We start from the raw sequence: 18023 nt of genomic DNA, 5'->3' as shown, positions 1-18023 counted from the left end.
TATTTACCGTACGCAAATCAAAAACTTCTAACACTTTCGTTGAATACACTATCAATCAGAAGTCTTAATTGAAACTGAAAAAAATTACTGAAATTTTGAGATAAAAGCGTAAGATCATACCAACACAAAAAATAAGGAAATTCCATGTCCAGCAGCAAACCCAGCGCGTTTGAAGTTAAATCCTACTCAGTTTGGGACAAACCGACGCGATTATTCCATTGGATTAATGTCATTCTCGTACTCGCACTCATCTTAGTCGGTGGCATCATGATGTATCGTGCTGAGCTGGGCATCACTGAATTAACGGGCAAAATTGGCTTAAAAACTTTACACGTGTACATAGGCTATGCGTTTGCAATCAACCTCATTATTCGCCTTGTGTGGGGTTTTGTCGGCAACAAATATGCGCGTTTAAGCCATATGTTTCCCAATGCTAATAGCAAAAATGAATTAATGACCTATAAGTCAGAATTGGCCGCGGGTAAAAATCCGCAGTATTTAGGCCATAATCCTAAAGGCAAATTTGCCGTTCTCGGTATCATGCTGCTGTTAATCACTATCATGATTACTGGGCTTTTACGTGCAGGAACCGATATTTACTTTCCGCCATTAGGTAGTGCAGTACAAAGCTATCTGGCCGATGCCAATGTCGACCCAGCAAGCTTAAAACCCTATGATGCCACTGGGGTGAATACTGAGAAAGCGGCTGCGCTTAAACCGCTGAAGGGACTAGCCGGTGAAGTTCACGTTTATGCGGTTTATCTACTTTTGCTACTGATTTTACTACATGTATTCGCTGTGGTTTATACCGAAGTTAAACGTCAACCTGGCATTATTTCAGCCATGTTCTCAGGTAAGAAGATCATCCAAGGCCAACCAAAAGACGAGTAATTGATTCATTTACGGATAAAAATAACGCCAACATTTGCTGGCGTTATTTATGTAGACTTGAAGGCAGATGCCAACGCTTCTAACATTTTTTGATTATTTTTTCAGAATAGTCGCTGGTGTACGGCCATCATCATGGCAACTTTCACAGGTCGGTTTTTCACCTACATTCATATCATGCACCGCATGACAATCTGCACAGACTAAATTTCCGTCATGTGGTTTATGCACCGCGTCCATTTCAGCAAGAGAACCGTGACAGCTTTGGCACTGTTCAAATTCAAAAGCACCATCCGCAGAAGGTGTACCATCTTTATGACAGCTTTCACATCCACCCGACTCAGCGTGGAAATCAGACAATTTTTGATCTGCAGCAAATGCGGTTGGCGACAGCGCTAACGCTGCGAGACTTGCCCCGAAAAGCGCACTTAATAGTTTTTTGCTCACAATAGTATCCTCCAATGGCGATTGTCAGTGGAAATTCTTGTCAGGGTGACTTCCATCTCGCAACCAAAAGTAAATAGCACGACTCGATATAACTTAGCTAAGGATGTACGAATAAGCAAACCCATGCTAAGCAACCCAACTTTATCAACATACTCAAGGGTAAAATGTGCGCTGCATCATGTAACCACATGCTTATATAAGAGTTTTACATATACCTAACCTAGAGGTTACATAATGTAAATCCCTATAGCAACTAAGGACATAATAAAAAGCCAAGGTTAAACAATTTGGGCTCTACTCGAAGGACTTAAGGACAAACTCAAAACAATAAAAGTTAACGAAAGGAGTAAGTGGTGCTTGATAAAGATGTGTAATGACGACTATACGTGGAAATTAAAAAGAGTGCCTTAACGCCCTACTCGTCTGTGACACTGAGCTCCATAGCGGAACTCAGTGTCAAATTTAGTTGTTACATGCAAGCCAGCAGACAAAACGAGCTCTGGAAATCGAGCAAGTCGTCATGAACTCGCATCGAGTCCCTGAAGAGTTTCAACCTCAGTTTTAGGCCAAGCGTTAATCACGGCTTTGACCAGCGAGGCCAATGGAATGGCAAAGAATACCCCCCACACGCCCCATAAACCACCAAAGACTAATACCGCGGCTATGATTATCACTGGATGCAAATCCACCGCATCGGAGAACAAAATCGGCACGAGTAAATTACCGTCGAGCGCCTGAATAATGCCGTAACCCAACATCAAATAGCCGAATTCAGAACTAAAACCCCACTGAAAAAATGCCACTAAGGTGATCGGCAAGGTGACTAAGGTTGCGCCAACATAGGGGATCAATACCGACAAGCCAGTCAACACCCCGAGCAACATTGAATACCTCAGCCCCATTAAGGCAAACAAGATATAGCTCGCGACGCCAACCACCACGATTTCAATCACTTTGCCACGAATGTAATTGAAAATTTGCTGATGCATTTCAAACCACACTTTGCGGGCTAATTGACGATTAGCAGGGAAAAAACGCTTACTGCCACTGATCAGCTGATCTTTATCCTTTAAAAAGAAAAACACCAACAGAGGCACTAAAATCGCGTATACCATCAAGACGAGTAATGACGCTGAATAGCCAATTAATTGCTTAGCAATATCCAGTACATGCTGAGTATCGAGCAGTTTTTTAAGCTCTGCGACCATCAAATCTAATTGCTCAGGATTGATAAATTGCGGGTATTGGTTGATCAAGGTTTGTAGCGTCAGCAGCCCTTTATCTATCATGCTCGGCAAATCGGCAATTAAGCTCACGCCTTGACGCCACACACTCGGAATTAAGCCAAATGTCAGTAAGACCACAATGCCCAAAAACAACACGATAACTAAGGACGCACCAGCGGTGCGATTAATGCCTAATTTCAGCATTTGCGCCACGGGCCACTCCAATAAAAATGCCAACACCAGCGCGACTAATAAGGGGGCAAGTAAACCTGCGGCAAAATAAATCACTAACGCGAACCCAACAAGAATAGCCATTAAGGTCACAGCTTGTGGATCACTAAAGCGCTCTTGATACCAACGAGAAAAAACAGTAAACATGGATCATTCCAATAGTGATGGTTGGCTAGGCTTCCCAAACGCTCAGGAAAGTTTATTTATCATGGTGTTATCTACGACGTTACTCAAACTACTTTCACTTCAACTTGTTAGCAGAACGGAAATCTTACGCCCAGCTAGCAAACTCATTTGGTGAACTTATCTAGCGTGCACATTAAATTAGGTCACGACTCGGAAAGGATTTAAACATGAAAATCCTCAATTTATCCCTGAGATAGATCAACTTTGGTGACCATCAAGGCTAACAGACTCACATCATTACGCAACTCTTGCACGACATGACCTTGTTTTTTTAAATATTGGGGAACATCTCGCCGCGAACCTGAGTCTGAGAGTAAGATATGCAATTGCTCGCCGTCTCGCATTGGCTTCAATACAAGTTTCACTTTAACTAAAGGCACAGGACAGCGAAATAGCGTTAAATCAATAAAAATCATAATGAACTTGCTATAGACGAACTTGGGCTATTATCCTAAGTTGCACCTCAAACTACAAGCTAAGTGCAGTATCTCTGCCTTTAGTTGAGATAATTAGAAATAAAGGATCCGCTTGCGTAACTTGACTTTTTTGACTCGATTAAAACCTTTTGTTGCAGGCGCATTCTCTTTGATGCTGCTAACCTTAGCCGCCAAAAGCTTTGCTAACAATGACTTACCGGATTTAGGTACGGCCGCAGTTAACACCTTCAGCCTTGAAAAAGAAATGGTTTACGGTGATGCCTATATGCGCATCATTCGCTCCTCAGCGCCGATGTTAAATGATCCTGTGTTGAGTCAGTACCTTACAGAACTTGGCAACAAACTGGTCGCCCATGCCACAGGGGTAAAAACGCCCTTCTATTTCTTCTTGTTACAAAATGATGAAATCAACGCCTTCGCCTTCTTCGGCGGCCATGTTGCTGTGCACACTGGCTTATTTCTCAATGCCGATAACGAAAGCGAACTCGCCTCAGTACTCGGCCACGAAATTACCCACGTTACCCAACGTCACCTTGCGCGTTCGCTCGAAGCACAACAAAAGAGCAATCCTGCGACAATTGCGGGTTTACTCGGTGCCATTTTATTAACCATTGCCGTACCACAAGCCGGTATGGCTGCACTGGCGACGACCCAAGCGATGGCAACACAATCAAAAATCAACTATACCCGTTTGCACGAGAAAGAAGCCGACCGCATCGGTATGCAAATTTTGGTGGATGCAGGCTTTGATCCCAACGCTGCAGCGGATTTCTTTGGCAAGTTAGCCACTCGTTACCGCTTTACCACCACACCGCCACAAATGCTGCTAACTCACCCATTACCAGAGTCGCGGATCACTGAAGCCCGTAACCGCGCCGAGCAATATCCTAAGCGTTATATTCCCGATAACCTGAACTTCCAGCTGGCGAAAGCTCGTATTCAAGTCCGTTTTTCCAGTTATAGCGACGAAGCGGTTTTGAGCATGTTTGACAAGCAACTAAACAAACAGACCTACAGCTTTAAAGAGGCGGCGCTCTATGGCAAAGCGCTGGCGTTATTTAGATTGAAGAAGTTTGATGAGTCGGAAAAAATCGTCGATGAACTGTTAAAAATTGATGATAACAACCTGTTTTATATCGATACTAAAGCCGACTTATTGACCGAACGTAAGGACTACGCAAAGGCGATTGCTATGCTTGAAGCCCAGCGGAAAATGAAGCCAACATCGCAAGTGATCAACGCCAACTTAGCCAATATCTACCTAGAAGCTGACCAAGCCCCTAAGGCAATCCCTTTACTAGAAGATATGATATTCCTCGATAAGCAAAATCAGCTGCCCTATCAATTGCTGAGCGCTGTCTATAAAAAAACAGGTAATCAGGCATTGGAATATTTTTCCACCGCTGAGCTAATGGCATTAGGGGCTAACTATAAGGGCGCTATCGATCAGCTTAACTTTGCCTACCGTGCATCCGAAAGTAATCCCTTACAGCTTGCACGTATTGAGGCCCGTATTCGCCAATTCAAAATGGCCGATAAAGAGATGGAAGCACTTAAGTAATCAGTTGTTTTATAAATTGATTTAACTTAATAGCCCATTTATGCGCCCCGAACACACTGACGGGGCGCTGTTTTTTCTGTTATCATCCGCTCCATTGTTATTTCAGCCCGTATTGAGCCTCTAGCACTATGACCCAAGCGACGATTTACCATAACCCACGTTGTTCAAAAAGCCGTGAAACCTTAGCTCTACTTGAGCAACAAGGTTGTGACATTACCCTAGTGGAATATTTAAAAACGCCTCCTACGGCTGAAGTCATTGGCGACATTCTGACAAAATTAGGCATCAGTGCTCGCGAATTAATGCGCACCAAAGAAACGGAATATCAAGCCTTGGGGCTTGCCGACACCTCATTGACTGAGCAGCAATTGATTGAAGCCATGGTGAACACGCCTAAACTCATAGAACGGCCAATTGTGCTCGCCAATCAACGCGCTGCCATCGGTCGTCCTCCAGAGAATGTGCTCGCTATTCTTTAATTATGATTTTTATAAAATCGCTTTAATTTTAATTCTTAGGTAGACATATGACGTCCAACACCTTATTTACTCTTAGCCGTTTAGGTTACTTTGCGCTCGTCCTGCTATTAGGCGGCTGGTTTGTTGGTCAGGGTATTAGCGGTGAATATACTCTGCTATTTAGCCTCTTATGGATAGTGCCATTGTTACTGCCTGCAAAAGGGGTTTTCCAAGGTAATCCATATACTTATGCTTGGGCGAGTTTTATTCTGTGCCTCTATATGCTGCATGGGCTGACGCTGCTTTATGTCACTACCGATGCCTTCGCCTTTGCATTAATCGAAGTATTGTTGATTGGTGTGCTGCTGATTGCCTTCCCCTTCTACGCTCGGATCCGTGGTCGAGAACTGGGATTAGGCCTGAAGAAAAAATCCAAAGAATAAGCCATTGCATACAATGTGATTTCAGCGCCGTCTTGCCTTACTAGGTTTGACGGCATTTTTAAATCGCAACGCCAAACTCAGCTAAAGATCTGCGTTCAAATACCCTCTTCATCCTCAGTTCAATGCACAGTTAATCGAACAACTAAATCGCATGAAAATTAACAATTAACATACTTGTAGCGACTTTTTGCAACTTAACCCCCATGCTATAGTCAGTTTTTCATCGTGGAGTATTGATGTCCCGCGAGTCACAAAAAGCCTGATTGCACCGCTGAGTTAACATGGGAGAATGTTGTAATGGGGATATCGATACCACTGAAACTTTTAGGATTAATAACCTGCTCTAGCCTACTTATGGCGTGCGGAGGCGGTGGAGACAGCAACACAGATAATGGCGGAGTCACGCCCCCCTCTAGCTCGTTGCCACGCTGCACAGAAAGCATTTCGCCGCTTCTTGTTACCACATCATCCTCAATCCGTTTTCAAACTGAACCGACTTATGTGGCAGGTCAATCCAGTGCCATCATTGCCAACATCCTTAATCGCGATAGCCAAAACTTAACCTTTCGCTGGCAGCAAATCGATGGGCCGAACATACAATTAGTCAGTCAAAACAGTCCTGTATTAGCATTCGATGCTCCTACCGCTGGCGACTACCGTTTTAGCTTGCATGTGACGGGAAGTCATCTAGATGTCAGCGGAGAAATCGGCATTAATGTCGACCCCGCATCGTCGGGCGTACTGAACGTTCGCCAAGATCACCAAGTGGTTGAAGGCAACAGTGTCAGCTTAAGGCTCGGACAACAATCAGGATTAAGTGCTGCGAATATCTCTTGGTGCGTAGCGTCTGGCCCGGATTTAATGGTCGATGTAAGCGATCCGTTTAGGCCGTTATTTACCGCGCCAACCGTCGCCCAAGATACAATCACTCGACTCAAAGTGAACGCCAGTATCAATGGTAATCCACTCAGTGATGATGCTTTTGTGCTAACAACCGCGGCGCCGGCGATCAGCTCGCAATATTTCGATACCCCAGTGGCACGCACCCACGCCTATCGTCCAGCTTCACCTTACGCCAATGTGTTAGCGGGCTGTGTTTACTCCAATCAACTTAATGATAGCTGCACTATCAATACCTTACCTTTGATAGGCCAAACCTCAAGCGATCTAAATCGCGAGACTATTCTTAATCGTGTACTGGTTTCCCACGACTGGATGGGCGATAACTTTGCCGCTTTCTTAGCCCAGATGGACCCTAATAGCGATTTTGCCCGCCTGTTACAATCCGTCACGGCCGTAGTGATTAGCTATGATGTGCGCCCTTCCTTCTATTGGGTCGTTACAGGAGCAATTTATCTCGATCCCGACGATTTATGGCTTACGCCAAGCCAGCGCGACACCATTAATGAAGCGCCGGATTACCGCAGTAATTTTGGTGATGATCTTAACTTTGTGATGCCTTGGCGTTATGTGAAAGACAATCAATATGCGTCACTTGGCGTACCTATCACCGTCAGAGCAGACCGCACGTTAGCGCAAATCAATCCCGATCTAGCCTCATTGCTGTATCACGAGCTTGCCCATGCCAATGACTTCTTCCCCCGCAGCGTACATGCCTCACTCACAGGGCCAAGACTGCTAGATGATTACAGTCGCCGCAATGCCAACAAGAGCCTGATATCCGATCAAGTCAGCAGCAGTTATCCATTAATGAGTGATGAAATGATGGGACTTGCCAATGTCCGTTTCCTCGGCGCAGCGGCGAATAATGTGCAAAAAGCCTATCAACCATCGGATGTGAGCACTTTCTTTTCTACTGATATCGCCAGTGACTTCTATGCCTATTCCAGCACCCGTGAAGACACGGCTATGCTGTTTGAAGAAGCCATGATGAGTTATCGCTATCAAATATTACGTGATGTCGCCGTCACCAATAAGCCTGCGGTGTTAACCGCTGATACGCTGATTATTGACTGGGGACAAAGAGGTAGAATTGCACAAGACAGCCTAGAGAATCGCGCTGCACTGGTGATTGATGAAATTCTGCCAGAGCTTGATGGCATCAGTCTGATTGAAAGTCTGCCCGAACCGATTGCCATGACACAAGGTCAAAGCTGGCGTCAAACATTAGCCACATCGCCTGCGAATGCACAGCTCAAAGGCCAAAACAATGCACCAGCACGTGATGCAGAGCCACGCTTTGAGCCTGAACTTCGCTTAAGTGGCGACCGTCACCGTCATCCTCAGCAATAGAGTGTTTAAGCTTTAAATAAACAAAAGCCCGTCTGCACTCAGTATGACGGGCTTTGATTGTTAGGTTTTAGGTTTTAGGAATTTTACATTTTCTAGCGTTTATATCGCTCAAGGCTAATTCAAAACCACTCAAACCGCGTCTCTAACCAATCATGCTTTTAAAGATGCAACATCTCTTTGGCAAAGGGAATGGTGAGCTTGCGCTGGTGCACTAATGAGGCTTTATCTAACTTATCCAATACATCGAACAAGGTACGTAAATCCCGCGCCATTCGGTTCAGCAAAAAACGTCCCACATCTTCCGGTAATTGCAGGCCACGCATAGCGGCGCGGCGTTGCAGTGCGGCAAGTTTCTCATCATCAGCCATAGGTTGCAGTTGATAATTCAACCCCCACTGCATACGTGAAACAAGATCTGGCAAGAGGAAACCCGCATCCGCAGGAGACGAACTGCCACTGACCACTAAAGCACAATTTTTATGTTCGGCGACGCGGTTGTAGAGATCAAAAATCGCTTCTTCCCAGACGGGGTGACCAGCGATGGCATCGACATCATCGATACAGACTAAATCTAACTGTTCTAGTCCTTCAAGCAATGCGGTCGAAATGCTCGCATGTATGCCTAAGGGAATATAAAAGCTGCGACGCTCAACTTCGTTGGCGTGAGCACAAGCGGCGTGCATTAAATGAGTTCGACCCGATTTAACTGGGCCCCACAAATAGATGGCGGCTTCCCCCTGTCCTTCGGCATTGGCTCTCAGTTTTTGAATAAGCTCATCATTACCCGCGGCAGGGTAATAACTATTAAAGGTTTCGTCGTCTGGCAAATGCACAGGTAACGAGAGTTGCAGAGGTGAGTTTAAGGGCACTCGGTCTTCTCAATATCAAATAAAAACAATGCCGCGCTTAGCATGGCTAAGCACGGCCGATAACATCTTAAGGTAAACGCCATTCATACACAGGCTTGCCTGTTTGGTTAGAGACAGGGCTAAATTCCCCCGCACTCACAGGTGCAACCACAGAAATTCGCGGCTCTAAACTTAATAAACGTTGTAAATCCGTTTCTGAGCCAAACAAATCTAGCGAGAAGGTCACGGTATGACCTTGAATATGCGTTAACGTGGCATTTTTAATCGCGCTAAGTTGTTTCAAATATCTTTCAACTTCAACTAATTGCGCCATTTTTTGAATATTCACAAAGGTGACACTCGCGCCTTGCTGTGTACCCGTGTCGGCAATCGCGTACTTAGTAAAATAGTATTCGCCTAACGCCGCCATCATGGCTTCAATCGCCTGAGTCGAATTTTCAGCAGTGCCGTTGTAGCTGAATAACGGTGGCGTCAAAGAGTCAATGGTGGCCTTAGTATAGAGATTTAAACGATAACGAACTTGACTGCCAGTGGCATCAATCGCCACCAGCGCCAAAAAGTCAGCTTGATAGCGGCCGGAGACACTGGCCACGATATCTGCAAACATACCTTTGATATCGTTAGGATTAATCCCCATCAACTCATCAAGATCTAAGATAGGCAAAAGTACCGGAATACCACGTGCATCGGAAAAATCACTAAAGAGTTTACGTTCGGCTAACGCAGACGAGTCACCCAATATCACAGTGTCGCCATCACCTGGCATTGCGACCCAAAATAAGGTCAGCGGGCGTTGTGTTCCCCAAACCGGTAATTGCGCCTGACGCAGTAGCGCCACGATGCGACGGTGTTCAAAACTGGCAGTTAGCAGTAATTGGCCATTCTGCTCGATATAACCATACTGGCTCAGCAAGGTATCAGGATTACTGAGCTGAGATTGGATCAGACTGTTGTCGAGGGATCGCGCCGTGCCAGTGTTCTTGATAATGACTTGCTCAAGCGCACTTTTTAAGGCTTTGTCGCGTTCTGCAACCGCGCGCGAAGACACAGGCACATTGGCCTCATCTAATTTACTCACCTCAACAGCATTGACGCTATTAATCGTGAACAGACAATATAGAAATGCAATTAAGCTCGGCTTCAATAGGAATTTCAGCATCTTTGAGTAGTTGAAGTAACGTCAGATGGGGCAAATTGTACCATAGTTAGCGCCTTAAGCGAGTCTTGGCAAAATTTAGCCCCATTTCAGTGCCAACCATGGCATGGAAAACCCAAACAGTGATCCGAGTCGGCAAAACGGGCGATTTTCTTCTGCTGAAAATCCAACAAACTGATATCATCTGGCGGTTTACCCTAAAATTAACGAGAATAATAAATGAGACGACTCGCTATCCCCCTTCAGGGCGCACAAATGCTGTTTGTGGCCTTCGGTGCCCTAGTGTTAATGCCGCTGCTGACAGGACTCGACACTAGTGTGGCATTGTTTACCGCTGGTATCGGTACCCTTCTGTTCCAATTGATCACTAAACGCCAAGTGCCTATCTTCCTTGCCTCTTCCTTCGCCTTTATTGCCCCCATACTCTATGGCGTGCAAACCTGGGGTATTCCCTCCACCATGGGCGGTATTATGGCCGCGGGCGTGGTCTATGTCATGCTTGGCGCCTTGGTCAAAGTGCGCGGCACCGACTTCATCCATAGGCTGTTACCGCCTGTGGTAGTGGGTCCAGTGATCATTATCATCGGCCTTGGCTTAGCACCTGTCGCTGTGAATATGGCCTTAGGTAAAAGTGGCGATGGCAGCTTGACTCTCGTTGACACCAATACTGCGCTATTTATTTCACTCGCGTCACTCTGTACCACAATAGCAGTGGCAATTTTTGCCAAGGGCTTACTCAAAGTCATGCCGATTTTAGCGGGGATTATTGTGGGCTACGGCTTAAGTCTTGCCTTTGGTATTGTTGACTTTGCCGTAGTGACTGCCGCCAGTTGGATTGCGATTCCTAAATTTGTCGCACCCGAATTTAACTGGCATGCCATCGCCTTTATGATCCCAGTGGCAATCGCTCCGGCGGTTGAACACATAGGTGATATTTTGGCGATATCCAATGTCACAGGTAAAGATTTTATGAAAAAACCTGGCCTACACCGCACACTAACGGGAGACGGTGTCGCTACAATTGCAGCTGCAGCCTTTGGTGGCCCGCCAAACACGACTTACTCAGAAGTCACTGGTGCTGTAACCCTAACGCGCAATTTTGATCCAAAAATTATGACTTGGACCGCCATTACCGCCATCACGTTGGCCTTTGTCGGCAAACTAGGTGCGCTGATGCAAACCATTCCCGTCCCAGTCATGGGCGGTATTATGTGTTTGTTATTCGGCTCAATTGCAGCCGTTGGCCTCAACACCCTTATTCGCAATCATGTGGATTTGTCTGAGCCGCGTAATTTAAGCATTGTCGGAGTCACCTTAGTCTTTGGTATCGGCGGCATGGCATTTGGCATAGGCTCGTTTAGTCTGACCGGTATCAGCTTGTGCGGTATTGTCGCAATTACCATGAACTTATTATTGCCTGCGACCAAGCCTCACGATAAGCACAATGTGTCAGATGTCGCCCCTCACTAATTTTTGCTTGGGGGCTTGAGGAATCACAGTGTTATTGAAGTGTTTGTTGTAGTGGTTTTTTAGCAATAGAACTCTGAAAAGCAGCGACAAAAAAGCCGCCATGATATTAATCATGGCGGCTTTTTCATTCATACTTATAAAATAAGCATTAACGCTTATTCTTCAGTCTTGATCTTAGCGGCAGCGGCTTTAATCAAAGGTTGTAATTCGCCTTTTTGGAACATGTCCACGACGATATCACAGCCACCGATCAACTCACCTTCAATCCACAATTGTGGGAAAGTCGGCCAGTTAGCAAACTTAGGTAATTCTGCGCGAATGTCTGGATGCTGAAGAATATCCACGAATGCAAACTGCTCACCGCAGTTAATCATGATCTGAGCGACCTGTGACGAGAAGCCACAGCTAGGCAACTTTGGAGAACCTTTCATATAAACAATGATAGGGTTTTCCGTGATCTGTTGCTTAATTTTCTCTACTGTTTCCATTTTGATTCCTAAGTAGGATGACATTGACTCAATGCTGCTATTGTACGTCAGCTAGAGGCAGAACAAAATCCCACAGTTTGTAAGGTTATGCCGACATTTGATTTTTCGATGGCGTCTATCTAGTCAATTAGCTAAACAATGATTCACATCACAAATTTTATCGGTACAATAGTCCTAAGTGAGCACGTTTAAAAACGATAACCTAAGACCATGGAGAGATACTAATGGCTTTCGAATTACCCGCATTACCATATGCAAAGAACGCACTAGAACCACACATTTCTCAAGAAACCATTGAATACCACTACGGCAAGCATCACAACACTTATGTTGTTAAGCTAAACGGCTTAATCGAAGGAACGGATTTCGCTGGTAAATCTTTAGAAGATATCATCAAAACTTCTACGGGTGGCGTATTCAATAACGCAGCTCAAGTGTGGAACCACACTTTCTACTGGAACTGCCTAGCACCAAATGCTGGCGGCGAGCCAACTGGCCCAGTTGCTGATGCAATCAATGCTGCTTTCGGTTCATTCGACGCATTTAAAGCACAATTTACTGATTCAGCAGTAAACAACTTCGGTAGCGCGTGGACATGGTTAGTGAAAAAAGCGGATGGCACACTTGCTATCGTTAACACTAGCAATGCTGCAACGCCACTGACTGACAGCACAGTCACGCCAATCATGACAGTTGACGTGTGGGAACACGCTTACTACATCGATTACCGTAACGTGCGTCCAGACTACCTTGCCCACTTCTGGCAATTAGTTAACTGGGACTTCGTTAACCAAAACTTCGCTGGTTAATTCATTTAACCTATCGTTGTTAACTGCCTAAATGAGCAGTGAGTTAATCCCAGTAAAAAGAGCCCTAGTGGCTCTTTTTTTATACCCCTCGTTTGCCGTCCATCCCTTATCCCGCAGATTACCCCGCCGTAAACTACAAGTGCAATAATTGCGTTTGCAACTATTTGTTATTGTTTTATTTGATATTTTTTTGACACAGATAGTGAGTTTATGTCTAAGATTAGAGTAGGAGGCTGGTTAGCCAGTTATCCGTTCCATGACATCACTGGCGTTTCAGGGGGTTTATATGGGCATTTTCGAGCATTACCAAAAGCGCTACGAACAAAAACTCGATGAAGAATATTCTTTGCAAGAGTTTCTGGATATCTGCAAAGGAGATCGCAGCGCTTACATGTCAGCATCTGAGCGACTACTGCTTGCAATCGGTGAAGCAGAAGTCATTGATACCGCAAAAAATCCAACACTTAGCCGTATTTTTTCGAATCGACTTATTTCACGCTATCCCGCATTTAAAGACTTCTTCGGCATGGAAGATGCCATAGAGCAAATCGTGGCTTATCTAAAGCACTCGGCACAAGGATTAGAAGAGTCCAAACAAATTTTATACCTACTGGGCCCAGTGGGCGGCGGTAAGTCATCGCTGGCCGAAAAACTCAAAGCCCTGATGCAAAAAGTGCCCATTTACATTCTGAGCGCAAATGGGGTACGCAGCCCTGTCAACGATCATCCTTTCTGTCTGTTTGATTTAGAAGAAGATGGTCAACTGCTAAAAGATGAATTCAACATTCCCAACCGCTATCTTAAAACCATCATGTCGCCTTGGGCGGTAAAACGTCTGCATGAGTTTGGTGGCGATATCTCTAAATTTCGTGTGGTGAAAGTCTTCCCATCGATTCTGGATCAAGTGGCGATAGCGAAAACTGAACCCGGTGATGAAAACAACCAAGATATTTCATCCCTCGTCGGTAAAGTGGATATTCGTCAGCTCGAGCATTTCTCCCAAGATGATGCCGATGCTTACGCTTATTCGGGTGCTTTATGCCGCGCCAACCAAGGGGTAATGGAATTCGTTGAGATGTTCAAAGCACCGATTAAAGTGCTGCACCCGCTACTGACTGCAACGCAAGAAGGCAACTATAACGGCACAGAAGGCCTATCGGCCCTGCCCTATAGCGGGATTATTCTGGCTCACTCAAACGAGTCCGAGTGGTCAACCTTCAAAAACAACAAAAACAACGAAGCCTTCCTCGACCGTGTTTACATAGTCAAAGTGCCCTACTGTTTACGGGTCTCAGAAGAGCTGCAAATCTATCAAAAACTGCTGATAAACTCTGAGTTATCGAAAGCGCCCTGCGCTCCCGGCACCTTAGAAACCTTAGCGCAATTTAGTGTGTTGTCACGCATCAAGCCGCCTGAAAACTCCTCCATCTACTCTAAGATGCGGGTATATGACGGTGAAAGCCTGAAAGATACCGATCCTAAGGCTAAGTCTTACCAAGAATACCGTGATTACGCAGGTGTCGATGAAGGCATGAATGGACTATCCACCCGTTTTGCCTTTAAGATTTTGTCGCGGGTATTTAACTTCGACCATTCAGAGATCGCCGCCAACCCAGTACATTTATTCTATGTCCTCGAACGACAAATTGAACAAGAACAGTTCCCCGGTGATACCGCCGAACGTTATCTTGAATTCCTAAAAGGTTATTTGATCCCTAAATATGTGGAGTTTATCGGTAAAGAAATTCAAACCGCTTACTTAGAGTCTTACTCTGAATACGGCCAAAATATCTTCGACCGCTATGTCACTTACGCCGATTTTTGGATCCAAGATCAAGAATACCGCGACCCAGAAACAGGTCAGCTATTCGACCGCGCCGCCCTCAATGCTGAACTTGAAAAGATTGAGAAGCCCGCGGGGATCAGCAATCCTAAAGATTTCCGTAATGAAATCGTCAACTTTGTGCTGCGCGCCCGAGCGAACCATGAGGGTAACAATCCACTCTGGACCAGCTACGAGAAACTTCGCACAGTGATCGAGAAGAAAATGTTCTCCAACACAGAAGATTTACTGCCTGTTATTTCCTTTAACGCCAAAACGTCGAACGACGATCAACGCAAACACGATGATTTCGTCAATCGCATGATGGAGAAAGGCTATACCAAAAAACAAGTCCGACTCTTGTCTGAGTGGTATTTACGAGTTCGTAAATCTTCTTAAACTTGCGCTAACTAAGTACAGGGCTTTGGTGTTGCCAAAGCCTTCGCTGGGTTTTGGGAGGTGCGTATGGCGAACTTTATCGATAGACGGTTGAATGCGAAAGGAAAAAGCACAGTCAACCGCCAACGCTTTATCAATAGATATAAGCAACAAATTAAAAAAGCCGTCAGCGATGCAGTGACTCGTCGCAGCGTAACGGATGTAGATAAAGGCGAAAAAATCAGTATCCCAACACGGGATATCAGTGAACCTATGTTTCACCAAGGCAAAGGCGGTGTCAGGGACAGAGTGCATCCCGGTAATGACCAATTTACCCGTGGCGATAAAATTGACCGACCACCTGGTGGTTCAGGCGGCGGTTCGGGCAAAGGTGAGGCCTCAAACTCGGGTGAAGGCGACGATGACTTTGTGTTCGAAATCTCTAAAGACGAGTATCTAGAGTTATTGTTTGAGGACTTAGAACTCCCCAATCTACAAAAAAATCGCCTCAATAAACTGGTGGAATACCAAATCTACCGTGCTGGGTTCACCAATGATGGCGTCCCCGCTAACATCAATATTGTCCGTTCATTACGTTCATCCCTTGCACGTCGCATTGCTATGTCGGCCAGTAAAAAGAAACTATTAAAAGAGTTAGAACAAGAACTTGCTGAACTGGAAAATATTCCAGGTACTAAGGCTGAGTTGATTTTGGATTTAAAAGCTCAAATTGAGGAATTAAAACAAAAGATTGCTAGAGTGCCGTTTATCGATACCTTCGATCTGCGCTTTAATAATTATGCGAAACGAGAAATCCCCTCTAGCCAAGCTGTGATGTTCTGTTTAATGGATGTGTCTGGTTCTATGGATCAGGCAACTAAAGATATGGCAAAACGCTTCTATATCTTGCTGTATTTGTTCCTCACTCGTACCTATAAAAATTTAGAAGTAGTTTACATTCGCCACCATACCCAAGCCAAAGAAGTCGATGAACACGAGTTCTTTTACTCCCAAGAAACGGGCGGCACCATAGTGTCCAGTGCATTGAAATTAATGCATGAAATTCAACAAGCCCGCTACCCCGCCGATGAGTGGAATATTTACGCAGCCCAAGCATCCGACGGTGATAACTGGGCCGACGATTCACCTACCTGTAGGCAATTGTTAGAACAAAAAATATTGCCACTGGTGCGCTACTACAGCTATATCGAAATCACCAATCGCGCCCATCAAACCCTGTGGCGCGAATATGAATCCCTGCAACAGCATTACGACAACATCGCCGTGCAGCATATACGTCAAGCCGAAGATATTTACCCTGTCTTTAGGGAGCTATTCAAGAAACAAGCGGTTTAAGGGGGCACTATGGGGATAACTAAATCAACACCTTGGACACCACTGAGCGATGGTCCCGACTGGAGCTTCGAGCTACTTCAGGACTACCTCAAGGAAATTGAGCGGGTGGCAGCGCTCTATAAACTCAGCACTTACCCGAATCAAATCGAAGTCATCACTGCTGAACAGATGATGGATGCGTATGCTGGCATAGGCATGCCCATAGGTTACACCCATTGGTCTTTCGGCAAACGTTTTATCGAAACCGAGCAAGGTTACAAACGTGGCCAAATGGGGCTCGCCTATGAAATTGTGATTAACTCTAACCCCTGCATCGCTTACTTAATGGAAGAAAACACCATCACAATGCAGGCGCTGGTGATCGCCCACGCTTGTTTCGGACATAATAGTTTCTTTAAAAACAATTACTTATTTAAAACATGGACAGATGCGAGCTCGATTATTGACTACCTAGTGTTTGCTAAAAACTACATCAGTAACTGCGAACAAAAATACGGTGTAGAGCAGGTCGAAAGTGTCATAGATTCCTGCCATGCGCTGATGAACTATGGTGTAGATCGCTATAAACGCCCCTCTGAAATATCATTCCGAGAAGAACAAGCAAGACAAAAAGATCGCGAAGCGTACCTGCAAAGCCAAGTAAATGATTTATGGCGCACTATACCTAACCAACACCAAGAACTGTCTCAAACAAAAAAACGTCGTTTCCCCGCAGAACCGCAGGAAAACATCTTATATTTCATCGAGAAAAATGCCCCTTTACTTGAACCATGGCAAAGAGAAATAATCCGTATTGTGCGTAAAATGGCGCAATATTTTTATCCACAAAAACAAACTCAAGTGATGAACGAAGGCTGGGCCACCTTCTGGCACTACACTATTTTGAATCACTTGTACGACGATGGTGTGGTCACTGATCGCTTTATGATGGAATTTTTGCAAAGCCACACGGGTGTGGTTGCCCAACCCGACTACAACAGTCGTTATTACAGTGGCATCAATCCCTATGCTTTAGGTTTTGCCATGTTCACCGACATTCGACGTATTTGTGAAAATCCAACCGATGAAGATAAAGCTTGGTTTCCCGACATTGCCGGCAGCAATTGGGTCGAAACCTTACACTTTGCAATGCAAAACTTTAAAGACGAAAGCTTTATTAGCCAATATCTTTCACCTAAAGTTATCCGCCAATTTAAATTGTTTGGTATCCATGATGATGAGAAGCGCAATTATCTGTCGGTATCGGCTATTCACGATGAACAAGGTTATCAAGATATTCGCCAGTTATTATCGCAGCAATATAACTTGTCGAACATTGAACCAAATATCCAAGTGCATAATGTGGAGATCAACGGTGACCGTTCCTTAACCTTACGCTATGTGCCAAATAACGATATTCCCTTAGCCAGCAGCCATAAAGAAGTATTAAAGCATTTACATAGATTATGGGGTTTTACTGTCACCTTAGAGCAAAAGAATGCTGATGCGAGTATTACCGTATTAGCATCCTGCCCTGAAGTGGCTAAAGCAGAATAATAATAAGCC

Annotated in this window: 16 protein-coding genes; 10 read left to right on the top strand and 6 right to left on the bottom strand. The window is 45.0% G+C overall.

The window, feature by feature from the left end:
- Positions 1–144: 144 nt before the first annotated feature.
- Positions 145–891, top strand: a complete 747-nt coding sequence (locus Q4Q46_RS17045; protein WP_311906561.1) for a cytochrome b/b6 domain-containing protein — start codon at positions 145–147, stop codon at positions 889–891.
- Between the two features lie 93 nt (positions 892–984).
- Here the strand turns inward: Q4Q46_RS17045 and cctA are convergent, their stop codons facing one another.
- The 3 genes from cctA to Q4Q46_RS17030 all read right to left on the bottom strand — a co-directional run bounded on the left by cctA (position 985) and on the right by Q4Q46_RS17030 (position 3394).
- Positions 985–1335, bottom strand: coding sequence for a tetraheme c-type cytochrome CctA (cctA, locus tag Q4Q46_RS17040; RefSeq protein ID WP_006081299.1), 351 nt, complete (start codon positions 1333–1335; stop codon positions 985–987).
- Positions 1336–1853: 518 nt separating this feature from the next.
- Complete coding sequence (locus Q4Q46_RS17035) at positions 1854–2939, bottom strand: AI-2E family transporter (RefSeq protein ID WP_261273035.1); 1086 nt, start codon at positions 2937–2939, stop codon at positions 1854–1856.
- Between the two features lie 221 nt (positions 2940–3160).
- A complete protein-coding gene (locus Q4Q46_RS17030; RefSeq protein WP_311906558.1) occupies positions 3161–3394 on the bottom strand; it encodes a sulfurtransferase TusA family protein in 234 nt (77 codons plus the stop codon).
- Positions 3395–3506: 112 nt separating this feature from the next.
- Here Q4Q46_RS17030 and bepA point away from each other — a divergent pair, with 112 nt between their 5' ends.
- The 4 genes from bepA to Q4Q46_RS17010 all read left to right on the top strand — a co-directional run bounded on the left by bepA (position 3507) and on the right by Q4Q46_RS17010 (position 8130).
- The gene (gene bepA / locus Q4Q46_RS17025; protein ID WP_311906557.1) at positions 3507–4976 is read left to right on the top strand and encodes a beta-barrel assembly-enhancing protease; all 1470 of its coding nucleotides are present in this window, start codon (positions 3507–3509) and stop codon (positions 4974–4976) included.
- Positions 4977–5104: 128 nt separating this feature from the next.
- Positions 5105–5455 carry an arsenate reductase (glutaredoxin) gene (gene arsC, locus Q4Q46_RS17020; protein WP_106650269.1) on the top strand — a complete coding sequence of 117 codons (351 nt, stop codon included), beginning with the start codon at positions 5105–5107 and terminating at the stop codon, positions 5453–5455.
- 47 nt (positions 5456–5502) lie between these two features.
- Positions 5503–5877 (top strand): DUF2069 domain-containing protein, encoded by a 375-nt coding sequence (locus tag Q4Q46_RS17015; RefSeq protein WP_107947135.1) that lies wholly within the window; start codon positions 5503–5505, stop codon positions 5875–5877.
- 297 nt (positions 5878–6174) lie between these two features.
- Positions 6175–8130: a hypothetical protein gene (locus Q4Q46_RS17010; protein ID WP_311906556.1), complete on the top strand. Its 1956-nt coding sequence runs from the start codon at positions 6175–6177 to the stop codon at positions 8128–8130.
- 158 nt (positions 8131–8288) lie between these two features.
- Here the strand turns inward: Q4Q46_RS17010 and hda are convergent, their stop codons facing one another.
- Together hda and Q4Q46_RS17000 are read right to left on the bottom strand one after the other, a co-directional pair.
- Positions 8289–8999 (bottom strand): DnaA inactivator Hda, encoded by a 711-nt coding sequence (hda, locus tag Q4Q46_RS17005; RefSeq protein ID WP_006081292.1) that lies wholly within the window; start codon positions 8997–8999, stop codon positions 8289–8291.
- A gap of 67 nt (positions 9000–9066) precedes the next feature.
- Positions 9067–10158 carry a DUF2066 domain-containing protein gene (locus Q4Q46_RS17000; RefSeq protein ID WP_311906555.1) on the bottom strand — a complete coding sequence of 364 codons (1092 nt, stop codon included), beginning with the start codon at positions 10156–10158 and terminating at the stop codon, positions 9067–9069.
- A 216-nt stretch (positions 10159–10374) separates the two neighbouring features.
- On the opposite strand from Q4Q46_RS17000, the gene Q4Q46_RS16995 reads away from it, so the two are divergent.
- On the top strand, positions 10375–11625 hold the full coding sequence (locus Q4Q46_RS16995; protein WP_106650264.1) for a uracil-xanthine permease family protein: 1251 nt from the start codon (positions 10375–10377) through the stop codon (positions 11623–11625).
- Between the two features lie 155 nt (positions 11626–11780).
- On the opposite strand, the gene grxD is transcribed toward Q4Q46_RS16995, so the two are convergent.
- On the bottom strand, positions 11781–12113 hold the full coding sequence (gene grxD / locus Q4Q46_RS16990) for a Grx4 family monothiol glutaredoxin (protein ID WP_011846572.1): 333 nt from the start codon (positions 12111–12113) through the stop codon (positions 11781–11783).
- Positions 12114–12337: 224 nt separating this feature from the next.
- On the opposite strand from grxD, the gene sodB reads away from it, so the two are divergent.
- The 4 genes from sodB (at position 12338) to Q4Q46_RS16970 (ending at position 18014) form a co-directional block, all read left to right on the top strand.
- Positions 12338–12922: a superoxide dismutase [Fe] gene (sodB, locus tag Q4Q46_RS16985; protein ID WP_028760317.1), complete on the top strand. Its 585-nt coding sequence runs from the start codon at positions 12338–12340 to the stop codon at positions 12920–12922.
- A gap of 286 nt (positions 12923–13208) precedes the next feature.
- Positions 13209–15143, top strand: a complete 1935-nt coding sequence (locus Q4Q46_RS16980; RefSeq protein WP_006086332.1) for a PrkA family serine protein kinase — start codon at positions 13209–13211, stop codon at positions 15141–15143.
- Between the two features lie 66 nt (positions 15144–15209).
- Positions 15210–16478, top strand: a complete 1269-nt coding sequence (locus tag Q4Q46_RS16975) for a YeaH/YhbH family protein (protein WP_063883574.1) — start codon at positions 15210–15212, stop codon at positions 16476–16478.
- 9 nt (positions 16479–16487) lie between these two features.
- Entirely contained in the window at positions 16488–18014 is a 1527-nt protein-coding gene (locus tag Q4Q46_RS16970) for a SpoVR family protein (protein ID WP_259512880.1), read from the top strand.
- The last annotated feature ends 9 nt before the right edge of the window (positions 18015–18023 follow it).

This window comes from Shewanella vaxholmensis, from assembly GCF_031932135.1.
Taxonomy (GTDB): Bacteria; Pseudomonadota; Gammaproteobacteria; order Enterobacterales; family Shewanellaceae; genus Shewanella; species Shewanella hafniensis.
Note: the sequence above shows the minus strand (reverse complement) of the source record. Positions and strands in the feature narration are given on the sequence as shown.